General features: G+C 67.5%; 20 protein-coding genes. 6 read left to right on the top strand and 14 right to left on the bottom strand.

Annotated features, from left to right (window positions below):
- Positions 1-69: 69 nt before the first annotated feature.
- A complete protein-coding gene (locus ACQG3P_RS14535) occupies positions 70-849 on the top strand; it encodes an SDR family NAD(P)-dependent oxidoreductase (RefSeq protein WP_426805469.1) in 780 nt (259 codons plus the stop codon).
- Positions 850-868: 19 nt separating this feature from the next.
- On the opposite strand, the gene ACQG3P_RS14530 is transcribed toward ACQG3P_RS14535, so the two are convergent.
- From ACQG3P_RS14530 to ACQG3P_RS14515, 4 genes are read right to left on the bottom strand one after another with little or no spacing between them, the layout of a single operon-like run.
- Positions 869-1504: an inorganic diphosphatase gene (locus ACQG3P_RS14530; RefSeq protein WP_426805468.1), complete on the bottom strand. Its 636-nt coding sequence runs from the start codon at positions 1502-1504 to the stop codon at positions 869-871.
- An 8-nt stretch (positions 1505-1512) separates the two neighbouring features.
- Complete coding sequence (locus ACQG3P_RS14525; protein ID WP_426805487.1) at positions 1513-2853, bottom strand: metallophosphoesterase; 1341 nt, start codon at positions 2851-2853, stop codon at positions 1513-1515.
- Positions 2854-2888: 35 nt separating this feature from the next.
- Positions 2889-4010 (bottom strand): phytase, encoded by a 1122-nt coding sequence (locus ACQG3P_RS14520; protein WP_426805467.1) that lies wholly within the window; start codon positions 4008-4010, stop codon positions 2889-2891.
- Entirely contained in the window at positions 4010-6559 is a 2550-nt protein-coding gene (locus ACQG3P_RS14515) for a TonB-dependent receptor (RefSeq protein ID WP_426805466.1), read from the bottom strand. Before ACQG3P_RS14515 ends, ACQG3P_RS14520 begins: the two co-directional genes overlap by 1 nt.
- A gap of 157 nt (positions 6560-6716) precedes the next feature.
- Between ACQG3P_RS14515 and upp the strand changes: the two genes are divergently transcribed.
- Positions 6717-7352, top strand: a complete 636-nt coding sequence (upp, locus tag ACQG3P_RS14510; protein WP_068851060.1) for a uracil phosphoribosyltransferase — start codon at positions 6717-6719, stop codon at positions 7350-7352.
- Between the two features lie 11 nt (positions 7353-7363).
- Here the strand turns inward: upp and ACQG3P_RS14505 are convergent, their stop codons facing one another.
- From ACQG3P_RS14505 to rsmD, 6 genes are all read right to left on the bottom strand, one after another.
- Entirely contained in the window at positions 7364-8251 is an 888-nt protein-coding gene (locus ACQG3P_RS14505) for an MBL fold metallo-hydrolase (protein ID WP_068851057.1), read from the bottom strand.
- Positions 8252-8330: 79 nt separating this feature from the next.
- Complete coding sequence (ggt, locus tag ACQG3P_RS14500) at positions 8331-10076, bottom strand: gamma-glutamyltransferase (protein ID WP_426805465.1); 1746 nt, start codon at positions 10074-10076, stop codon at positions 8331-8333.
- Complete coding sequence (locus tag ACQG3P_RS14495) at positions 10073-10354, bottom strand: YfhL family 4Fe-4S dicluster ferredoxin (protein WP_068851051.1); 282 nt, start codon at positions 10352-10354, stop codon at positions 10073-10075. Before ACQG3P_RS14495 ends, ggt begins: the two co-directional genes overlap by 4 nt.
- Positions 10355-10481: 127 nt before the next feature.
- A complete protein-coding gene (locus ACQG3P_RS14490) occupies positions 10482-10973 on the bottom strand; it encodes a hypothetical protein (RefSeq protein WP_068851048.1) in 492 nt (163 codons plus the stop codon).
- A 45-nt stretch (positions 10974-11018) separates the two neighbouring features.
- The gene (gene coaD / locus ACQG3P_RS14485; RefSeq protein WP_093534179.1) at positions 11019-11528 is read right to left on the bottom strand and encodes a pantetheine-phosphate adenylyltransferase; all 510 of its coding nucleotides are present in this window, start codon (positions 11526-11528) and stop codon (positions 11019-11021) included.
- A 7-nt stretch (positions 11529-11535) separates the two neighbouring features.
- Entirely contained in the window at positions 11536-12141 is a 606-nt protein-coding gene (rsmD, locus tag ACQG3P_RS14480; protein ID WP_426805464.1) for a 16S rRNA (guanine(966)-N(2))-methyltransferase RsmD, read from the bottom strand.
- A 117-nt stretch (positions 12142-12258) separates the two neighbouring features.
- Here rsmD and htpG point away from each other — a divergent pair, with 117 nt between their 5' ends.
- The 4 genes from htpG to ACQG3P_RS14460 all read left to right on the top strand — a co-directional run bounded on the left by htpG (position 12259) and on the right by ACQG3P_RS14460 (position 17023).
- Positions 12259-14157, top strand: a complete 1899-nt coding sequence (gene htpG, locus ACQG3P_RS14475) for a molecular chaperone HtpG (protein WP_320458505.1) — start codon at positions 12259-12261, stop codon at positions 14155-14157.
- 200 nt (positions 14158-14357) lie between these two features.
- Complete coding sequence (ftsY, locus tag ACQG3P_RS14470; RefSeq protein ID WP_426805463.1) at positions 14358-15653, top strand: signal recognition particle-docking protein FtsY; 1296 nt, start codon at positions 14358-14360, stop codon at positions 15651-15653.
- The gene (mutY, locus tag ACQG3P_RS14465) at positions 15653-16750 is read left to right on the top strand and encodes an A/G-specific adenine glycosylase (protein WP_426805462.1); all 1098 of its coding nucleotides are present in this window, start codon (positions 15653-15655) and stop codon (positions 16748-16750) included. The genes ftsY and mutY overlap by 1 nt, the downstream gene beginning before the upstream one ends.
- Before the next feature lie 3 nt (positions 16751-16753).
- Positions 16754-17023, top strand: a complete 270-nt coding sequence (locus tag ACQG3P_RS14460; protein ID WP_068851029.1) for an oxidative damage protection protein — start codon at positions 16754-16756, stop codon at positions 17021-17023.
- Between the two features lie 14 nt (positions 17024-17037).
- Here the strand turns inward: ACQG3P_RS14460 and ACQG3P_RS14455 are convergent, their stop codons facing one another.
- The 4 genes from ACQG3P_RS14455 to ACQG3P_RS14440 all read right to left on the bottom strand — a co-directional run bounded on the left by ACQG3P_RS14455 (position 17038) and on the right by ACQG3P_RS14440 (position 19900).
- Positions 17038-17496: a DUF6491 family protein gene (locus ACQG3P_RS14455; RefSeq protein ID WP_426805461.1), complete on the bottom strand. Its 459-nt coding sequence runs from the start codon at positions 17494-17496 to the stop codon at positions 17038-17040.
- A gap of 86 nt (positions 17497-17582) precedes the next feature.
- A complete protein-coding gene (gene lolD / locus ACQG3P_RS14450) occupies positions 17583-18296 on the bottom strand; it encodes a lipoprotein-releasing ABC transporter ATP-binding protein LolD (RefSeq protein WP_068851023.1) in 714 nt (237 codons plus the stop codon).
- Entirely contained in the window at positions 18289-19530 is a 1242-nt protein-coding gene (locus ACQG3P_RS14445) for a lipoprotein-releasing ABC transporter permease subunit (protein WP_184124046.1), read from the bottom strand. Before ACQG3P_RS14445 ends, lolD begins: the two co-directional genes overlap by 8 nt.
- A gap of 34 nt (positions 19531-19564) precedes the next feature.
- Positions 19565-19900, bottom strand: coding sequence for a hypothetical protein (locus tag ACQG3P_RS14440; protein WP_426805460.1), 336 nt, complete (start codon positions 19898-19900; stop codon positions 19565-19567).
- Positions 19901-19933 lie beyond the last annotated feature (33 nt).

Below are 19933 nucleotides of genomic sequence, written 5' to 3'. Positions count from 1 at the left end.
CGTAACTTGCAAGAGCGCGGCGCGGCACCCCGCGATCATGCCTGCTCGTTCCCCTCGTCTGGTTATCGCATGCACACTGGCTCTCCACTTCTCCCCGCCCGCGTGGCCCTGGTCACCGGCGGCAACAAGGGCATTGGCCGCAGCATCGCGCTGCAGTTGGCCACGCGCGGTTGGGATGTGATCTTAACGTACCGCAGCGACCCCGCCGCCGCCCGCAGCGTGGCCGCGGACATCGCACGTCAGGGCCGCGACGTGATGACCCTGGCGCTGGACGTCACCGACAGCGGGAGCTTCCCGGCATGCCTGGCCGCGATGACCGGTTGGCTGCAGTCCCGAGGCCAGGGCCAGAAGCTCGACGCGCTCATCAACAATGCCGGCGCGCACGCACCGGCACCGTTCGGTGCAATCACCGCCGATGACATCGACCTTCTGCATGCGCTGCACTTCAAGGGGCCGCTGCTGCTGACCCAGGTGCTGTCACCGCTGCTGGCCGACGGGGCGCGCATTGTGAACCTGTCCAGCAGCCTCACCCGCCACACCGCCGCCGGCAGCCTCGTCTACGCCGCCATGAAGGGCGCGCTGGAGGTGATGACCCGCTATCTGGCGCTGGAACTGGGTCCGCGCGGCATCACCGTCAATGCGGTGGCACCCGGCCCCACGCAGACGGATTTCTTCGGCGGCGCGGTGCGCGACAACCCCGACGTGCAGCGTTATGTCAGCGACCACACCGCACTCGGGCGCCCGGGCCACGCCGAGGATATCGGGGCGATGGTGGCCGCGCTGGTCGGGCCCGACAACCACTGGGTGACCGCGCAGCGGATCGAGGTGGGCGGCGGGATCCTGCTGTAGGCCCGGGCGGTGCTGAGGCTCAATCGCCCTTGGCGCGGCGTTGCTGCGCGTCGAAGCGCTGCATTGATTCGCGGATGAGCGCCTTGGCTTCGGCCGCGTTCCCCCAGCCGCTGAGTTCCACTGGATTGCGCCCTTCCGGCAGGTCCTTGTAGACGCGGAAGAACGCTTCGACGCGCTGGCGTTCGATCAGCGGCAGGTCCTGCAGGTCGCGGATGTTGGCGTAGGTCGGGTCGATCTTGTCGGTCGGCACGCCGATCACCTTCTCGTCGTGCTCGCCTTTGTCGACCATCTTCAGGTAGCCGATCGGGCGGAAGCGCACGATCACGCCGGGATGCAGCGGTTCGCGGGTCAACACCAGTGCATCCAGCGGGTCGTTGTCGCCGGCCAGGGTGCGCGGCATGGAGCCGTAGTTGGCCGGGTACGCAACCGGCATCGACTGGAAGCGGTCGACGTGGACCAGGCCGTCTTCCTTGATCTCGTACTTGGTGAAGCTGCCGGCCGGGATTTCCACGGCCAGGTTGGCTTCCTCCGGCGCTTCCTTCGGCTGGGCGGCCAGGAACGGGTGCAGCACCGCGTTGCTGGCGAGACTGGCGCCGGTGAGCAGCAGCAGTGCGGCAGCCAGGGCGATCAGGGCAAGCTTGGGTTGCGGGTTCATGGCAGTCCTTATTCCCAGCAGCGGTCGGCACGACCCTTCAGGGTCTGGGTACGCGTGCAGTCGCGGGGGGCGATGCGGCCCTCGGTGAGTTCGGTCTTGCGCTTGCTGCCGTCGGCCTCGCGGTTGAGTTCGAAGCCGTCGTACAGGCGGCCGGTGACCGTGCGTGCTTCATAGCGCATGTGCCGTGGATCGATCGTGAGCACCTGGTACAGCTGGGTGTCCTCACCGACCGGCGCCATCGTCGCGCGGGCTTCGTCGGACAGCCGGTACTGCTTGGGACCGGCCACGGTCACCACGTACTGCGGGGTGGCCGCCTGGCCTTCGCCACGGCGCCCGTAGGTGTGGTCGTGGCCCTGCAGCACCAGGTCCACGTTGTGGCGGCGCACCACCGGCAGCAGCACATCGCGCAGCTCGGCGTTCTCGCGTCCCTCGCGCGGCGAATAGAACGGCTGGTGCAGCAGCACGATGCTCCACGGGTGTGGGTTGTCGGCCAGCACCTTGTCCAGCCACGCCGCCTGCGCCTGGGCCGTGCCCAGGTCCAGCGCCGAGGTGCCGTCCAGCACGGCGATGCGCACGCCCTGGTAGTCGAACCAGTAGGTGCTGGTGGCCGCGGCATCCACGCCGTTGCGCGGCAGGGCGAAGGTCACCGGCCAGTGCCGGCCCAGCACGCGGCGTTCCTGCGGGGTGTCTTCGAATTCCTCGAAGTACTCATGGTTGCCGATCGCCGGTGCCACTGCGGTTTCCTGCGGCAGCCAGCCGGCGGCAGCGAACCACTCGCCCCACTCGCTGTCGTCCACGCCGTCACCGCCACTTACGAGGTCACCGGCAAACAGGGTCAGGCGCGCATCCGGTGCGGCCTTGATGCCGGCACGCAGCACGCGCGAGACGTGGCTGACGTTCTTGTTCTGGGTGTCGCCGAAGTACAGCAGGGTCAATGGCTGGTCGGCCCGCCCGGCGGTACGCAGCTGGTTCCAGGCGCTCCAGGTGCCATTGCCCTGCACCCGCCACAGGTACAGCGTATCCGGCGCCAGGCCAGCGACGTCGGCACGGTGATGGTGCGAAGGGCCCAGTTCGGTGTCCAGCGTCGCGGTCACGGCGGTGACGCGCGTTGGCGTGCCGACATCGGGCGAGTCGCCTGCAACGACCCATTCCAGCAGCGGCGTGCTGACGCTGGTATCGGTACGCCACGCCACGGCGAAGCCCCGCGATGCGTCCTGCGTCGGCGATGCCACGATGCGGTCCGGGAAGCCGGTCGCCGCGTAATGCCGGTTGCCGGCCGGCACCTGGGTGTTCGGTTCGGCCTTGCCCTCCGGCCTTGCCCAGCTGGCGGCGCTGCCCAGCAGCAGCACGACCGCGAGCGCGCGGGCGCATGCATGGATACCGCTCACTTTGCACACTCCAGCGGCAGCGACAGCTGTTTGGCCACGCTGGCCCAGTCGAACGCGACCACGCCCTGGTCGTCATGCACGGCATACAGCGCGCCATGCGGGAAGCGCGGCGAGGCGGCCTGGTCCAGCCAGATGCCGTCGGTATTGGCCACCGTGTTGCCCTGGAACGCGCCGACATGCTTCAGCGTGTGGCGGTCGAACAGGTGGAACACGCTGCGATCCTTGCCCTGTTCGGTGGTGATCCACCAGCCGTCCTTGCCGCAGGTGCGCAGCATCACGCCTTCGGCCTGCGCCTTGAACGCATCGCGGCCGAAGGTGGTGCCGCTGAATTTCCCTTGCAGCGAGTACACCTTGATTTCGCTGGCATAGGTTTCGTCTTCTTCGGCGATCAGCAGGCGGTCGTTGGCCGGATCGCCCCAGATCGATTCAACCACGCGCAGGGCGCCCTTCTCGCTGGTGTCGCCGATGCTGCCGACCAGGCTGGCCTGCGCCTTGCCGTCCGCCACCTGCAGTGCGTAACGACGCACGCGCTTGTCCAGTTCGGCCAGCGGCGGCAGCACGTCGTTGCCCTGCGCATCTTCGCCGGCATCGTAGGAATCGGTCACGTACACGTCGTAGCCGCTGGCCTGCTTGTTGACCCACAGTCCATACGGCTTGCGCAGGTCATCGGCCGCGAACGTCCCCAGCGGGGTGAATGACGGCAGCTGCAGCACCTGCACGCGGTGGTTGTCGCGCTCCACGATCAGCACCAGGTCGTCGACCACGGCGATGCCGTTGGGGCGGACGAATTGGCCCGGGGCGGTGCCAGTGCTGCCGACATCGCGCAGGTGCGCGCCGGTCTGGCCGTCATAGACCACCAGCTTGTCAGTGGCCTTGGCGGTGGCGATCAGCCACACCTGCCCTTCCGGCGAGGTCCAGCTGGCCGGTGAATCGATGTTGTCGGCCGGGGTCATCGGGGTGAGGAACGCTTCGGCCACGGTGGCCACCGAGCGCCCGGTGGTCGCCGCCGCCGGGTCTGCTGCGGGTGCGTTCGATGCCGCCGGTACCGGCGTGACGGCCGGTCTGCAGCCGGCCAGCAGCGCCAGCGCGAGCAGGCCCAGTGCGGGACCTGCGCGCATCACAGCGCCACCTTCAGGCCGAGCGCGTAGGTGCGGCCGTATTCTTCGTTCTGCAGGGTGCGCGAACGCACGCCCTGGTAGAGCTCCAGCGGCTTGTCGAGCAGGTTCTGCGCTTCCAGGTACACGCTTACGTTGTCGGTGATCTTGTAGTCCAGGCTGAAATCGAGCTGCGTGTTGGGTGCCACGAAGATGTCGTAAGCGCGGCTGTCGCCCAGCGTATCCAGGTACTCGCTGCGGTAGACGGCGGCAAGGCGGGTGCTGAAGCCGGCCTTCTCGTAACCAAGGTGTGCGCTGTACACGTGCTTGGAGGCACGCGGCAGGGTGAAGTCCTCGTCGGCACGGCCATCCAGGCCCGGGTCGAAATCGGTGTCCAACCAGGTGCCGCTGGCACCGACCAGCAGGCCATCCCAGCCGGCGGGCAGGAAGCTGAGCTGCTGCTGCCAGTTGAACTCGGCGCCGTAGACCTTGGCCTTGTCGCCGTTGATCACGCGGGTGACGTCGAAGCCGGGGTATTCGGGATCGCTGTCGCTGACGGTGTTGACGATGTAGCCGTCGATGGATTTATGGAACAGGCCCAGCGAGAGGATGCCGGTGCTGCCGATGTAGCGCTCGAACGAGAGGTCCACGTTGCTGGATTCGTACGGATCCAGTTCCGGGTTGCCCAGCCGCACTTCCTCGTCGCCGCGGTTGTAGCCGATGCGCGGGGCGATGTCGCCGAACGACGGGCGCGACACGGTCTTGTTGGCGGCTGCGCGCAGCACCCAGTCGCTGCCGGCGTCGTAACGCAGGTGCACGCCGGGCAGCACGTTGGTGTAGCTGCGGTCGGCGGTGAGCGGGGTCACGGTGTAGCTGCGGCCGTTGGCGGCCACGTCCACCTGGTTGCCGGTGGCCTGGAACTGGGTGTTTTCCACCCGCACGCCGCCGATGATGCGCAGGTTGCCGACGTCCCAGGTGCCCATGGCATAGCTGGCGAAGATGTCTTCGCTGGCCGTGTAATCCTCTTCCAGCGAGGTCATCGCATTGGCGCCGACATCCTGCGGGCGGGCACTGTACTGGCTGCCGAACCGGGCCCAGTAGCGACGCATCGCATCCGAGCTCATGCCCTGGCCGAGGCTGCCGCCACGATGGTCGGGCGTGGTGGTGGTCCAGTCGGACAACGCCACGTCCGGACCCACGCGCAGTTCGCGCTCGTCGGTGTCCACGTCGCGGTCGCGCCAGCGGCCCAGCAGGCCGAACTTGTAACTGCTGTTGTCGCCGTCGAAGCGGATGTTGACCTGGGCGCTGTGCTCCTTGTCGTCCACGCGCTTGGGCGAGACCACGAAACGGTCGAAGTCGTAGTTGCCGTTGTCCATCCAGTTGGCATCGCTGAGCGTGTAGCGCGGGATGCCGCTGTTCTGGTCCACGGTGGCGGCCAGGTCATCGCCGTTGTACTCGAAGCGCGCTTCCATCTCGTCGTTGACGCGTTCTTCGGTACGGGTGTAACCAACCTTGTAATCCAGCACGGCGTTGGTCAGGCGGTTCTCGCCGCCCAGGCTGGCGGCGAAGGTGTTTTCCTTCTTGGTGCGGTAGCGCATGCGCTTCTGGATCGCATCGGCCGGCAGGTCGTCGACCCGGAACTGGTTGTTGCCCAGCGCGGTGACCTCGCCATCGCCGAAGTTGAAAATGGTGCGCTGGCGGGTTTCGGCGTCATCGAACTGGCTGTACAGGGTGCGCAGGTAGTACTGGCTGTCTTCGCTGGGGCGCCAGTCGAAATTGAGGTTGGCGCCGATGCGCTTGCGCTCGATCTCATACTTGCGGTGCTGCAGGCTGTTGGCGAACAGCTCGTCTTCGCTGCCGCCGTCGAATTCGCCGTACTCGACTTCGCTGTTGTCGGACTCGAACTTGCGGTTCTGGTAGTTCACGCCCAGCGCCACGCCGAAGGTATCGGCGAACACTTCGCTGTAATTGAACGCGGCCTTGGGGCTGGTGTGCCCGGACAGCTCCTGGTGGCTGGCTTCGATCTTGCCGCGCAGGCTGCGCCCGTCGCGGTCGAACGCCGAGGCGGACTCGACCAGGATCGCGCCGCCGATGGCGTCGCCGGGCATGTCCGGGGTCGGCGACTTGACCACGCGCAGGCGTTCGGTCGAGTCGGAGGGGATCACGTCCAGCGGTGCGGCGCGGCTGGAATCTTCGGGAGTGCCCACGGCGATGCCGTCGATGCTGACGCTGTTGAGGTTGGCATCCAGGCCGCGCACCACCACGAAACGGCCCTCGCCCTGGTCACGGGTGACGCTGACGCCGGGCAGGCGCTGCAGCGATTCGGCCACGTTCTTGTCCGGGTAGACGCCCATGGCATCGGACGATACCGCGTCCTGGATGGCATCGCTGCTGCGCTTGAGGTCGACCGCGCGGGTCTGCGATTCCAGCTGCGGGCGCACTTCCACCCGGTCCAGCTCGGTGGCTGCGGCAGCGCCGGCGAGCTCCCCGCTCGCGGCGGCCACGGCAGGCGCGGTGGACAGGACCAGCAACGACAGGCTGATGGCCAGCCCCAACGGCGATTTGTTCTGCACGGCTTCCCCAACGGTGTAAAGGTTGGGTCAGCACGGTATGTCCGGGAGGTTGCATGAACGTGACACCGGTGGCGATTGTGACGCTCGGGGGCGGGCTATGGCCGGCCATGGCACCGGTGCGGCAAAATGGCGTTCTCCCCGTTTTGTTGGCATTCCCATGAAAATCGTCGAAGTTCGCCACCCGCTGGTGCAGCACAAGATCGGCCTGATGCGCGATGCGTCCCTGAGCACCAAGGACTTCCGCGAGCTGGCCAACGAACTGGGCGGCCTGCTGGCCTACGAGGCCACCGCCGACCTGGACACCGAAGCGCACACCCTTTCCGGCTGGGCCGGCCCTGTGACCGTGCAGCGCATCGCGGGCGCGAAAATCACCGTGGTGCCGATCCTGCGCGCCGGGCTGGGCATGCTCAGCGGCGTGCTGTCGCTGATTCCGGCGGCGCGGGTCAGCGTGGTCGGCCTGCAGCGTGATGAGGAAACCCTGCAGCCGGTGCCCTACTTCGAGCGCCTCACCGGCCGCCTGGAAGAACGCGATGCGCTGATCCTGGACCCGATGCTGGCCACTGGCGGCACCCTGATCGCCACCATCGACATGCTCAAGCGCGCCGGGGCGCGGCGGATCAAGGGGATTTTCCTGGTGGCCGCGCCGGAGGGCATCGCGGCCGTGCAGGCGGCGCACCCCGATGTGGAGATCTTCACTGCCGCGATCGATGCGCGGCTCAACGAGAAGGGCTACATCCTGCCGGGCCTGGGCGATGCCGGTGACCGCATCTTCGGGACCCGCGTGGCCGGTTGATCCGCGCGCCGTCAGGCCAGCGCGCGGGCCTTCAATTCACCCTGTTCGTGGGCGGTACCGAACCGCCCTTTCTCATCGCGGGTGACCTGGGCCAGCGCGCATTCGGGGTCGTGGGTAAAGAACAGGTGCACGTTGCGCGCCAGCTTGTCTTCCAGGAAGCTGCGTTTCTCGTCGATCAGCAGTTCGGCGTTGCGGTCGTAGCCCATGGTGATCGGCACGTGCACCCATGAACGCCCGGGAATGAGGTCGGCACAGAACACCACGCCACCGCGCGGCTCGCCCTGGACCTGTTCGGGGCCGACGATCTCGGCCAGCATCAGGCCCGGGGTGTGCCCATCGCTGAAGCTGAAACGCACGCTTGTGCCCAGCGTGCGCGAATACGGTCCCTGCACGATCTCCAGCCGCCCGCTGTCGCGCAGCAGCTGCGGCAGTTCGGGAATGAAGCTGGCGCGGTCGCGCGGGTGTGGGTCCAGCGCGCGTTCCCAGTGTTCGGCACCGACCAGGAAGGTCGCGTTGGGGAACAGCAGCTCCGGCGCGCGGCCTTCGCTCCACGGCGCCAGCAGGCCACCGGCGTGGTCGAAATGCAGGTGGCTGAGGACCACCACGTCGATGTCCTCATGCTCGAAGCCGGCTTCGCGCAACGATTCGATCAGCACGTGGCTGGGTTCCTGCACGCCGTAACGATCGCGCAGCTTCGGCTCGAAGAACGCGCCGATACCGGTTTCGAACAGCACGGTCCTGCCGGCCAGCGGGCTGGCCAGCAGTGCACGGCAGGCCAGTTCGATCCGGTTGAGATCGTCCGGTGCCGCCCATTTTTCCCAGACCGCACGCGGCGCATTGCCGAACATCGCGCCGCCATCGAGCTTCTGTGAGTTACCGCGGATGGACCATAGTTTCATCGGTAAATTATCCGGCGGGCTGCGTTAATAATTCGCTATCCGCCGGCATGAAAAACCCCGCCGTGGCGGGGTTTCTGGTTTACCGTGCCGCCGCAGGAGCGACCGCTCCCGAACCGACCGGGTTGCGCGGGTCGCTGCCCACGCTGAGCTGGTTGCTGCGGCGGTTCCACTCCACCGTCTGCAGGTTGCCCCACACATGGCTGGAGCCGCGCCCGCCTTCGGCGCTGTCGCCGGGCAGGTCGATCTTGTGGCCCATCGCCTGCAGCTGCTGGATGGTGCCCGCATCGAACGCACCGGTTTCAGCCTCGATCACGTCCGGCAGCCACTGGTGGTGGAAGCGCGGCAACGCCGCAACCTGCTGGGCGTCGAGGCCATCGTCGTAGCCCAGCACGCCCAGCAGCACCATGGTGATGATGCGGCTGCCGCCCGGGGTGCCGAGCACCACGACCTTGTCGGCCGATTCCATGAAGGTCGGGGTCATCGAGCTGAGCATGCGCTTGCCCGGCTTGGGCGCGTTGGCCGCATAGCCCATCACGCCGAACGCGTTGGGCGTGCCCGGCTTGAGCGCGAAGTCGTCCATCTCGTTGTTGAGCAGCACGCCGGTGCCCGACGGAATCAGGCCCGAGCCGTACAGCAGGTTCACGGTCTGGGTGGCGCCCACGCGGTTGCCCTGCTGGTCGATGATCGAGAAGTGGGTGGTCTCGTCGTCTTCCAGCGGGGTCGGGTTGCCCGACAGCAGGTCGCTGGGGGTGGCCTTTTCCGGGTGGATGGTGGCGCGCAGGCCCTGGGCGTAATCGCGGCTGGTCAGCACTTTCTGCGGAATCTGCACGAAGTCCGGATCGCCCAGGAAGAAGGTGCGGTCACGGAACGCGCGGCGCATCGATTCCACCACCAGGTGGGTGCGGTGGGCCGGATCCATCGCCTTCAGGTCCCAGCCTTCCAGGATCTGCAGCATCGAGGCCAGTGCGATGCCACCGGACGACGGCGGCGAGGCGGTGGTGATCTTCCAGTCGCGGTAATTGAACACGATCGGTTCGCGCTGCTTGACCCGGTAGCCGGCCAGCTCGTCGGCCGTCCACTTGCCACCGGCCTGCTTCACCCCGGCCAGCAGGAGCTTGCCGGTCTGGCCCTTGTAGAAGCCATCGAATCCGCCTGCGGCCAGGCGCTCCAGCGTCTGCGCCAGCTCCGGCTGCTTGAACACATCACCTTCGGCGATCGGCTTGCCATTGCGCAGGTACACCTCGCGCGTGCCGGGGTAGCGCTCCATCACTTCACGGCGCGAGGCATAGCCCTTGGCCATGCGCGCATACACCGGGAAACCCTCGCGGGCGATGCGGATCGCCGGGGCCAGCGATGCCTGCAGCGGCAGCTTTCCGTGCTTGGCCGACAGCTCCACCAGCGCCGCCGGCAGGCCGGGAATGCCGGCCGACCACGGGCCGTTCACCGACCGGTCGCGGTCCAGCTCGCCCTTGCTGTCCAGGAATGCTTCGGGGGTCGCGGCGGCCGGCGCGGTCTCGCGCGCGTCCAGCATCACGTCCTTGCCGGTCTTCGCATCGTGCAGCAGGAAGAAGCCACCGCCGCCCAGGCCGGAGCTGATCGGTTCGACCACTGCCAGGGTGGACGACACCGCTACTGCGGCGTCAAACGCGTTGCCGCCCTTGGCCAGGATCTCCATCCCCGCTTCCGTGGCCAGGTGATGCCCACTGGCGATGGCGACGCCTTCAGGATGCGCGGCCAGCGTGGCCTGCGGCGCAGGCTCGGCGGCCCACAGGGCCGGTGTCCACAGCAGGAGCAGCAGCAACCAGCGACGGGAGGGGGTGTTCATTCGGGCGCAGACTCCACATAGAGTTCGGGATGATCGCGCTGGAGCCCATGCAGCTTGGCCAGCAGCGCTTCCTGGGTTTCGGGAATGTCCGGATCGGGATCGATGCATTCCACCGGGCAGACGACCACGCATTGCGGTTCGTCGAAATGCCCCACGCATTCGGTGCAGCGTGCAGGGTCGATCACGTAGATGGTTTCACCCATCGAGATGGCCTGGTTGGGACAGGCGGGCTCGCATACGTCACAGTTGACGCAGAGCTCATTGATTTTCAGCGACATGGCGTTACTCCACGCCAGTGCCGGCAGAGGAAAACCGGCTTGCGCAGCTGCGCGGGCCGGTCAACGGCGGCGTCCACGAAGGACGCCGCCCGGGCCGCGCACACGTGCGCGGCCGCCATGGCACGGCTTACTTGGCTTCGACGAAGATGTACTCGGCGCCGGTCGGCTGGACGATCGACTGGACGCGGGCGTTGTCGGCCGCCTGGCCGATGAACACCACGCGCACACCCTTCATCGAGTCGGCGGACACGTCCTTGAACACGGCCTGGATCATGTCGGCCATCTTGCCCGAGGCGGACGAACCGAAGGCCAGCATGTTGCCCGGCTGCACGCCACGGGCGACAGCAGCGGTGGCGCTCTCGACCTGGCGGTCGTACTTGGCCTGGAACTCCGGATCCGATTCCGGGGACAGGTAGTACAGGAACGGGCTGTTGGTGATGTTGCCCATGTTCTGCACGGCGACGGACTGCAGGTACTTCTTCCAGCCCGCATCGTCATCCTTGGCCGGGGCGACGAGCGCCTGCTGGGCATCGGCGACCGGTGCGGCTTCTTCCTTCTTGCAGGCGGTGAACGCCAGCGCGAACGACGCGATCAACATGGCACGCATGGTGTTGTTCATGGAGTCTCCCTCTTGGTGATGCTTGGTATGTGTGGGTCTTGGGGTTTACGTGGGGCCAGACTTCGCTTCGCGGACCTTGCGCAGCGCCTCGAGCACCGAGGCCGGCACGAAGCCGGACACGTCGCCGCCAAGACGGGCGATCTCGCGGACCAGCGAGGACGAAATGAAGCTGTGCTGCTCGGCCGGGGTCAGGAACAACGTCTCGACCTCCGGAATCAGGTGGCGGTTCATGCTGGCCATCTGGAATTCGTATTCAAAATCGGAGACCGCGCGCAGGCCGCGCAGCAGCACCCCGCCCTGCTCGGAGCGCACGAAATGTGCCAGCAGGGTGTCGAAACCGCGCACTTCCACGTTGCGGTGGTGGGCCAGCGCATCGCGCGCCAGCGACACCCGCAGCTCCAGCGGCAGCGAAGGCCCCTTGGACGGGCTCTGCGCCACGCCGACCACCAGCTTCTCGAACAACGGCGCGGCCCGGTTCACCAGGTCGATGTGACCGTTGGTGATCGGATCGAAGGTGCCCGGGTATACGGCGATGCGGCGGTTGGCTGCGGTCATGCGGAAGCTACGCGTTCTGATCTGGTGAAAGTGTAGCAGTGGCGCGCCTGTACAGGGCAAAGCGGACCTCGCGGGTAGCGCCCTCCCGGTGCAGCAGCCAGCCCGGCGGCAGGCGCAGGGTCTGCCCGGCCGGCGACTCCAGGTACAGCCAGGCATCGGCCGCCAGGTGCGGCCCCAGCCCCGCCAGCACGGCCTCCCACAGCCCGTCGGCGAATGGCGGGTCGATGAAGACGATGTCGGCCAGCCCCGACGGCCGCTGGCCCAGCCAGTGCAGCGCATCGCCCTGCACCACCTCGACCTGGCCCTGGGCGCCCAGCCTGGCCACCGATTCGCGCAGCTGGCGGGCCAGCGCGGCATCGCGCTCCACCAGCGTGGCCTGGACCGCCCCGCGCGACACCGCTTCCAGTCCCAGCGCGCCGCTGCCGGCGAACAGATCCAGCACCCGGGCCCCGCCCAGGCGCGACAACAGCCAGTTGAACAGGGTCTCGCGGACCCGGTCGCTGCTGGGCCGCAGGCCCGGCGCCAGCGGCACCGGCAACTTGGTATTGCGCCATTTGCCGCCAATGATGCGGACCTGGCCTACGGGGTGGGATGCGGGGGAACGTGAATTCATCCGCCAAGAATACCGTGACCCCATTGAAACGCTGCCATCTTGAAATCGGGACAATCCGTCCTTACCCCTTGTGCAGCCGCCGCGCCGGGCGCGGCACCGTCCAAGGAGCACTCCCCGATGACCGAGCAGACCCACAAAGAAACCCTGGGCTTCCAGACCGAAGTGAAGCAGTTGCTGCAGCTGATGATCCACTCGCTGTACTCCAACAAGGAAATCTTCCTTCGCGAGCTCATCTCCAACGCCGCCGATGCCTCGGACAAACTGCGCTTCGAAGCGCTGACCCAGCCGGGCCTGCTCGAAAGCGATGGTGAACTGCGCATCCAGGTCAGCGTCGACCCGCAGGCGCATACCCTGACCATCGACGACAACGGCATCGGCATGAGCCGCGACGAGGCCGTCGCCCACCTGGGCACCATCGCCAAGTCGGGCACCGGCGACTTCCTGCGCCAGCTGTCCGGCGACCAGAAGAAGGATTCGCAACTGATCGGCCAGTTCGGCGTCGGCTTCTACAGCGCGTTCATCGTGGCCGACCAGGTCGACGTGTACTCGCGCCGCGCCGGCCTGCCGGCCAGCGAAGGCGTGCACTGGTCCTCGCGTGGCGAGGGCGAGTTCGACGTGGAAACCATCGACAAGCCCGAACGCGGTACCCGCATCGTGCTGCATCTGAAGGACGACCAGCAGGACTTCGCCGATGCCTGGCGCCTGCGCGGCATCATCAAGAAGTACTCCGACCACATCGGCCTGCCGATCCAGATGGCCAGGGAACACCACGGCGACGACGCCCCGGCCGAAGTCGAGTGGGAGACCGTCAACCGCGCCAGCGCGCTGTGGACCCGCCCGCGCACCGAGATCAGCGACGCCGAGTACCAGGAGTTCTACAAGCACGCCGCGCACGACCACCAGGATCCGCTGGCGTGGAGTCATAACAAGGTTGAAGGCAAGCTCGAGTACACCTCGCTGCTGTACGTGCCCGGCCACGCGCCGTTCGACCTGTACCACCGCGACGCGCCCAAGGGCCTGAAGCTGTACGTGCAGCGCGTGTTCGTGATGGACCAGGCCGAGCAGTTCCTGCCGCTGTACCTGCGTTTCATCAAGGGCGTGGTCGATTCCAACGACCTGTCGCTCAATGTGTCGCGCGAAATCCTGCAGTCCGGCCCGGTCATCGATTCGATGAAGTCGGCGCTGACCAAGCGCTCGCTGGACATGCTGGAGAAGCTGGCCGCCGACAAGCCCGAGGTGTATGCCGGGTTCTGGAAACAGTTCGGCCAGGTGCTGAAGGAAGGCCCCGCCGAAGACTTCAACAACCGCGAGAAGATCGCCGGCCTGCTGCGCTTCGCCTCCACCCATGACGCCAGCGGCGAGCAGAACGTGTCGCTCGCCGACTACATCGGCCGCATGATCGAAGGCCAGGACAAGATCTACTTCCTGACCGGCGACAGCCACACCCAGGTGAAGGACAGCCCGCACCTGGAAGTGTTCCGCAAGAAGGGCATCGAAGTGCTGCTGCTCACCGACCGCATCGACGAGTGGCTGATGGGCTACCTGACCGAGTTCGACGGCAAGTCGTTCGTGGATGTGGCGCGTGGCGACCTCGACCTGGGCGCGCTGGAAACGGCCGAAGACAAGCAGGCGCAGGAAGCGGCCGCCAAGGACAAGCAGGGCCTGGTCGAGCGGATCAAGGGCGCGCTGGGCGATGACGTGGCCGATGTACGCGTGTCGCACCGCCTGACCGATTCGCCGGCCATCCTCGCCATCGGCGAACAGGACCTGGGCCTGCAGATGCGCCAGATCCTGGAGGCCAGCGGCCAGAAGGTGCCTGACAGCAAGCCGGTGTTCGAGTTCAACCCGGCCCACCCGCTGATCGGCAAGCTGGACCAGGAAGCCGATGCCGCCCGCTTCGGCGACCTGAGCCGGGTGCTGTTCGACCAGGCCGCGCTGGCTGCGGGCGATACGCTGAAGGATCCGGCGGCTTATGTGCGCCGGTTGAACAAGCTGTTGCTGGAATTGTCCGCCTGAGCGGCGTACCGACCAACGGTCGTTACCTACCATGATCTGCGGCGTACCGACCCACGGTCGGTACCCGGCCCTTCTTGCGGGGTAGCGCACGACCGTTGGTCGTGCGCAGGCGCCGGAAGCGCCACGACCCGTCCGCCACTCCACGCGGGCCTTACGGGCCCGGGTGTTAGCATATCCCCCTGATTTCAGCGCCGAATCCCATGCTCAGTTTCTTCCGTCGCAAAAAGCCCCAGGACGCTCCGCAGGACGCGCCCAAGACCCAGCACTACACCGCTGAGGAACTGGCCGCCGCGTTCCCGTCCGCCGCCACCGAGGCCGAGCCGGTCGTGCCGGCTGCCGCGCCCGCCGTCGAGCCCACGCCCATCGCAGCACCGGTGGCGACGCCCGGCGTCGACGCAGCCGCTCCCATGAGCACGCCAGCGGCCCAGGTCGATGCGCCCCGCATCGAAGCCGTGCAGGCGGCACCCACCCCGCTCTATCCGCCCGCACCGGTCGTGGTGGCCACTGATATCGTGCAGGAAGCGGTGCAGCCGCTGGCCGCCCCGACCGCCTTCGATGAAGCCGCACCCGCCGCGCCCGGCAAGACCGGCTGGCGCGACCGCCTGCGCAACAGCGTCATCGCACGCAGCTTCGGCGGCCTGTTCTCGCGTAACCCCAAGCTCGACGACGACCTGCTCGATGAGCTGGAAACCGCCCTGATCACCGCTGATGTCGGCGTGGGTGCCACCACCGCACTGGTGGAAGGCCTGCGCAAGCGCATGAAGGCGCGCGAATTCACCGACGCGAACGCGTTGTTGAAGGCGCTGCGCGCCGACCTGATCGCGATCCTGCAGCCGGTCTCCCGCCCGTTGGTGATCGACCGCAGCGCAAAGCCGTTCGTGATCCTCACCGTCGGCGTCAACGGCGTCGGCAAGACCACCACCATCGGCAAGCTGGCCAAGCGCTTCAAGGACGATGGCCACAGCCTGATGCTGGCCGCCGGCGATACCTTCCGCGCCGCCGCCGTGGCGCAGCTGCAGGCCTGGGGCGAGCGCAACGACGTGGCCGTGGTCGCCCAGGGCCAGAACGCGGATGCCGCCTCGGTGGCATTCGATGCGCTGCAGGCCGGCAAGGCACGCGGCACCGAGGTGCTGATCGCCGATACCGCCGGCCGCCTGCATACCCAGGGCGGGCTGATGAACGAGCTGGGCAAGATCCGCCGCGTGCTGGGCAAGATCGATGAAAGCGCGCCGCACGAGGTGCTGATGGTCATTGATGGCACCACCGGCCAGAACGCGCTCTCGCAGCTGCGCCAGTTCCATGCCGCGGTCAATGTGACCGGCCTGGTGGTGACCAAGCTCGATGGCACCGCCAAAGGCGGCGTGGTGTTCGCGCTGGCGCGCGAATTCGGCATTCCGATCCGCTTCGCCGGCATCGGCGAGCGCCCCGAAGACCTGCGCGTGTTTGACCCGGAAGCGTTCGTGGATGCGTTGCTGCCGGAAGCGCTGGGCGGTTGATGTCGCCCGCCAGCGCCGACGCGTTCGTCGACCGGCTGCTGCCGTGGTTCGACGGCCATGGCCGGCATGACCTGCCCTGGCAGCATCCGCGCACGCCGTACCGGGTGTGGTTGTCGGAAATCATGCTGCAGCAGACCCAGGTCGCCACGGTCATTCCGTACTTCCTGAAGTTTCTTGCCGTGTTCCCCACCCTGCCCGACCTCGCCGCCGCCAGCAACGACGCGGTGATGGCGCAGTGGGCCGGCTTGGGCTACTACGCCCGCGCGCGCAACCTGCATGCCGCCGCGCAGCGCTGTGTCGAACTGCACGGCGGCGAGCTGCCGCGCGACGTCGATGCACTGCATGCACTGCCGGGCATTGGCCGCAGCACCGCCGGCGCGATCCTCAGCCAGGCCTGGAACGACCGCTTCGCGATCCTCGATGGCAACGTCAAGCGCGTGCTCACCCGCTACCACGGCATCGAAGGATTCCCCGGCCTGCCGGCGGTGGAAAAGGTGTTGTGGGCGCTGGCAGAGCTGCACGTGGAGCATGTCCCTGGCGGCCGTTTGGCCGATTACACCCAGGCGCAGATGGACCTGGGCGCCACGGTCTGCACCCGCAGCCGGCCGGCCTGCGTGATCTGCCCGCTGCAGGACGACTGCGTGGCGCGCCGCGAAGGCCGCAGCGACCAGCTGCCCACCCCGAAGCCCAGCAAGGCCCTGCCCGAACGCGAGGCGGTGGCGCTGCTGCTGCGCGATGCACAGGGCCGCGTGCTGCTGCAGAAGCGGCCGGACACCGGCATCTGGGCGCAGCTGTGGACGCTGCCGCAGGCCGACAGCGGCACCGCGCTGCAGGACTGGTTCGATGCGCACGTGCTGGGCTCGCTGGAAGATGCCGAAGAGCTGCCGGTGCTGCAGCACACCTTCAGCCACTATCGCCTGCACCTGCAGATCCTGTCGCGGCAGGTGGATGGCCTGCGCAATGACATTGCTGGCCTGCGCTGGGTCCCGGCGCAGGAGCTGCCCAGCCTGGGTCTGCCCGCGCCGATCCGCAAACTGCTGGAAAACGGAAGTAGCCGTAAACTACGCGCTGCAACGACTTTGAAGAGGATCGACTAGCCCATGGCCCGCACCGTTTTCTGCCAGTACGAACAACGCGACACCGAAGGGCTGGATTTCGTGCCCTATCCCGGCGAGCTGGGCCAGCGCATCTTCAACGGCATCGGCAAGACCGCCTGGGCCGCGTGGCTGGCGCACCAGACGATGCTGATCAACGAGAACCGGTTGTCGCCGCGCGATCCGAAGCATCGCGCGTTCCTGGAAGAAGAGCTGGTGAAGTACCTCTTCAGCGGTGGCGCCGAGAAGCCGGCCGGGTTCGTTCCCGAGGCCTGACAGCAGCGAACGACCTATTCCGCCGGCGGCGTTTGCCCCGCTTCGCGCTCCTGCACCTGCGCCTGGCGCATTTCCTGCTCCGAGGAGCGCAGCGCCTTGACGTCCAGCGGGCGGATCGCGCCTATGAAGCACGGGACGCTCGGGCCGTGGTTGGGATCGCGGACCAGCACCCGGTCGAAGCGCGATGTCACCTGCCCGGTCTGGCTGGTCAGCCCGATCGCGGTAGCGTAACTGAGCCCGTAGCACGGGCCGCGCAGTTCAATGAGATAGGCCTCGCTGGGGCGGGTCCACACCGCCAGCGCGCTGTCGCCCAGTTCGGTCCAGCCATTGAGCGAGCCGAAGTACCGCATGGACGGTTGCGGCGGGCCGGCGTGCGCGCGGTAAAGCTCCAGGCGTTCGGCGCTGCTCAGGCGGCCGGTGGCACAACCGGCCAGCACCAGGCCCATTGCAACGATGGCGACAAGCGTTTTCATGGCACCTCCGCGGTGGGGAACAAGGCGATCATGCACCCGCTGCCGCCGGCCCGCAGGTTCGGGCGGGCGGCTGTTCAGCTGCCAGCTCAGACCTCGGCGTGGGCCAGGGCGTGCAGCCGGCCTTCGCGCAGTTCCAGCACGCGGTCCAGCTTGCGCGCCAGGCTGCGGTCGTGGGTCACCAGCACCAGGCTGGTGTGGTGGGCGCGGTTGAGGTCCAGCATCAGCTCGAACACGGTTGCGGCGGTCTTGTCGTCCAGGTTGCCGGTCGGTTCGTCGCCCAGCACGCAGGCCGGGCGGTTGACCAGCGCACGGGCGACGGCGGCCCGCTGGCGCTCGCCACCGGACAGCTCGCCCGGCTTGTGCTCCAGGCGGTGGCCCAGGCCCACCGATTCCAGCAGTGCCTTTGCGCGTGACCGGGCATCGGCCACCTCTTCACCACCCAGCAGCACCGGCATCATCACGTTTTCCAGCGCGGTGAATTCAGGCAGCAGGTGGTGGAACTGGTACACGAAGCCCAGCGCGCGGTTGCGCAGGCGGCCGCGCTGGCTGTCGGACAGCGACGACATCTGGTTGCCGGCCACGAACACTTCGCCGGCGGTCGGCGTGTCCAGCCCGCCCAGCAGGTGCAACAGCGTGCTCTTGCCGGCGCCGGAGGCACCGATGATGGCGACCGTCTCGCCGGCGGCCACGCTCAGGTCCAGGCCGTTGAACACCGGGGTCTGCATGCGGCCTTCGGCGTAGGTCTTGGCCAGCCCCTGCGCGCGAATCACTTCGTCGCCGCGGTTGATCGGCTCATTCATAGCGCAGGGCCTCCGCCGGCTGGGTGCGGGCAGCGCGCCACGCGGGGTACAGGGTGGCCAGGAAGCTCATGACCAGCGCAATGACCGTGATGATGACGATGTCCGGGGTCTGCATGTCGGTCGGCAGGCCGGTGATGTAATAAACGTCTTCGGGCAGCAGCTTGACGTTGAACAGCGTCTCGATCGCACCGAGGATGCGCTCCAGGTTCAAGGTCAGGGTGATGCCGCCGACCACGCCGAGCACGGTGCCGAAGATGCCGATCAGCGAGCCCTGCACCATGAAGACCTGCATCACCCCGCCCGGGGTCAGGCCCAGGGTGCGCAGGATCGCGATGTCGGCCTGCTTGTCGGTGACCAGCATCACCTGCGAGGAGACCAGGTTGAACGCGCCCATGGCAATGATCAGCGAGAGCAGGATGCCCATCACCACTTTTTCCATGCGCAGCGAGTGGTACAGGTTCGCGTTCTGCTGGGTCCAGTCGCTGACCCGGTAGCCGCCGCGGAGGTTGTGGGCCAGGTCCACGCCCACGTCCAGCGCCTTGTCCATGTCATGCAGCTTCAGGCGCACGCCGGTGACCCCGTCCATGCGCAGCACGCGCTCGAGGTCGGCCATGTTGGCGTAGGCCACGCCGCGGTCGATTTCGTTGTAGCCGGCCTCGAAGATGCCGCTGACGGTGAAGCGCTTCAGCCGGGGCATCGCGCCCATCGGGGTGCCCTGCACTTCAGCCAGGGTCACCAGTACGGTGTCGCCGACATCCACGCCCAGCCAGATCGCCAGTTCCTGGCCGACCAGCAGGTTGTAGCTGCCTTCCTTCAGGCTGTCGAAGCTGCCCTTCTTGAGCTTGGTGTTGATCACCGACACCGCCGGCTCCAGCGCCGGGTCGATGCCCTGCACGATCGCACCCTGCACGCGGGCGCCGCTGAGCATGGCCTGGATCTCGATGTACGGCGCGGCACCGGCCACGCGCGGATCCTTGTGGGCCACCTCTACCGCATGCTGCCAGTCCGCCATGGGCGCGCCGTCGGCGGTGATCGTGGTATGTGCGGTCATCTGCAGCAGGCGGTCGCGGATTTCCTTCTGGAAACCGCTCATCACCGCCAGCGTGGTGATCAGCACGGTCACGCCCAGCGCGATGCCGAGGATCGAGGCCATGGAGATGAAGGAGATGAAGCCGTTGCGGCGCTTGGCCCGCAGGTAACGCAGGCCGATGGCTACTGGTATGGGTTTGAACATGCAGGTACGCCGGACAATTCAGCCTATGGTGCCATCACGGAGGTGAACGCGGAATGGGACGGGCCCGGATCGCCAGTCGCAGTTCACGTCGGCGCGGCGGCGGCAGGGTGTCGGGCCAGAACAGGCAGGCCTGCCGGCGGCCGTGCTGGCGCCAGCTGAGCTGCAGGAGCGGGCCGCGGTCATGCAGGGAGATCCCCTCCACCGGTTCGCCATCGACCTGGGCCGGGCTGTCGCCCGGCGGAATCACGAAGGCACGCGGCCGTCGGCGGGCATGGCGCCAGCCCTGCCAGGCGGTCCCCGCCCCGGCCGCCAGGCCCAGCGGCCACTGCGCGGCGGACGGCAGCGCGCTGGCCATGGCTACCCAAGGCATCAGCAGCGCAAACAGAACGTGCGCGGCAACCTG

The sequence above is a fragment of the Stenotrophomonas sp. SrG genome (assembly GCF_050031795.1).
In the GTDB taxonomy this organism is placed as follows: domain Bacteria; phylum Pseudomonadota; class Gammaproteobacteria; order Xanthomonadales; family Xanthomonadaceae; genus Stenotrophomonas; species Stenotrophomonas rhizophila_A.
Note: the sequence above shows the minus strand (reverse complement) of the source record. Positions and strands in the feature narration are given on the sequence as shown.

Excerpts from the sequence above, each read along its gene's own strand:
- ACQG3P_RS14495 (WP_068851051.1), bottom strand. The coding sequence starts at position 10,354 with ATGTCGCTGAAAATCAATGAGCTCTGCGTCAACTGTGACGTATGCGAG.
- lolD (WP_068851023.1), bottom strand. The coding sequence starts at position 18,296 with ATGAATGAGCCGATCAACCGCGGCGACGAAGTGATTCGCGCGCAGGGG.
- ftsY (WP_426805463.1), top strand. The coding sequence starts at position 14,358 with ATGCTCAGTTTCTTCCGTCGCAAAAAGCCCCAGGACGCTCCGCAGGAC.
- ACQG3P_RS14530 (WP_426805468.1), bottom strand. The coding sequence starts at position 1,504 with ATGAACCCGCAACCCAAGCTTGCCCTGATCGCCCTGGCTGCCGCACTG.
- coaD (WP_093534179.1), bottom strand. The coding sequence starts at position 11,528 with ATGACCGCAGCCAACCGCCGCATCGCCGTATACCCGGGCACCTTCGAT.
- ACQG3P_RS14535 (WP_426805469.1), top strand. The coding sequence starts at position 70 with ATGCACACTGGCTCTCCACTTCTCCCCGCCCGCGTGGCCCTGGTCACC.
- ACQG3P_RS14520 (WP_426805467.1), bottom strand. The coding sequence starts at position 4,010 with ATGCGCGCAGGTCCCGCACTGGGCCTGCTCGCGCTGGCGCTGCTGGCC.
- rsmD (WP_426805464.1), bottom strand. The coding sequence starts at position 12,141 with ATGAATTCACGTTCCCCCGCATCCCACCCCGTAGGCCAGGTCCGCATC.
- ACQG3P_RS14460 (WP_068851029.1), top strand. The coding sequence starts at position 16,754 with ATGGCCCGCACCGTTTTCTGCCAGTACGAACAACGCGACACCGAAGGG.
- upp (WP_068851060.1), top strand. The coding sequence starts at position 6,717 with ATGAAAATCGTCGAAGTTCGCCACCCGCTGGTGCAGCACAAGATCGGC.
- htpG (WP_320458505.1), top strand. The coding sequence starts at position 12,259 with ATGACCGAGCAGACCCACAAAGAAACCCTGGGCTTCCAGACCGAAGTG.
- ACQG3P_RS14505 (WP_068851057.1), bottom strand. The coding sequence starts at position 8,251 with ATGAAACTATGGTCCATCCGCGGTAACTCACAGAAGCTCGATGGCGGC.
- ACQG3P_RS14445 (WP_184124046.1), bottom strand. The coding sequence starts at position 19,530 with ATGTTCAAACCCATACCAGTAGCCATCGGCCTGCGTTACCTGCGGGCC.
- mutY (WP_426805462.1), top strand. The coding sequence starts at position 15,653 with ATGTCGCCCGCCAGCGCCGACGCGTTCGTCGACCGGCTGCTGCCGTGG.
- ACQG3P_RS14455 (WP_426805461.1), bottom strand. The coding sequence starts at position 17,496 with ATGAAAACGCTTGTCGCCATCGTTGCAATGGGCCTGGTGCTGGCCGGT.
- ACQG3P_RS14490 (WP_068851048.1), bottom strand. The coding sequence starts at position 10,973 with ATGAACAACACCATGCGTGCCATGTTGATCGCGTCGTTCGCGCTGGCG.
- ACQG3P_RS14440 (WP_426805460.1), bottom strand. The coding sequence starts at position 19,900 with ATGCCTTGGGTAGCCATGGCCAGCGCGCTGCCGTCCGCCGCGCAGTGG.
- ggt (WP_426805465.1), bottom strand. The coding sequence starts at position 10,076 with ATGAACACCCCCTCCCGTCGCTGGTTGCTGCTGCTCCTGCTGTGGACA.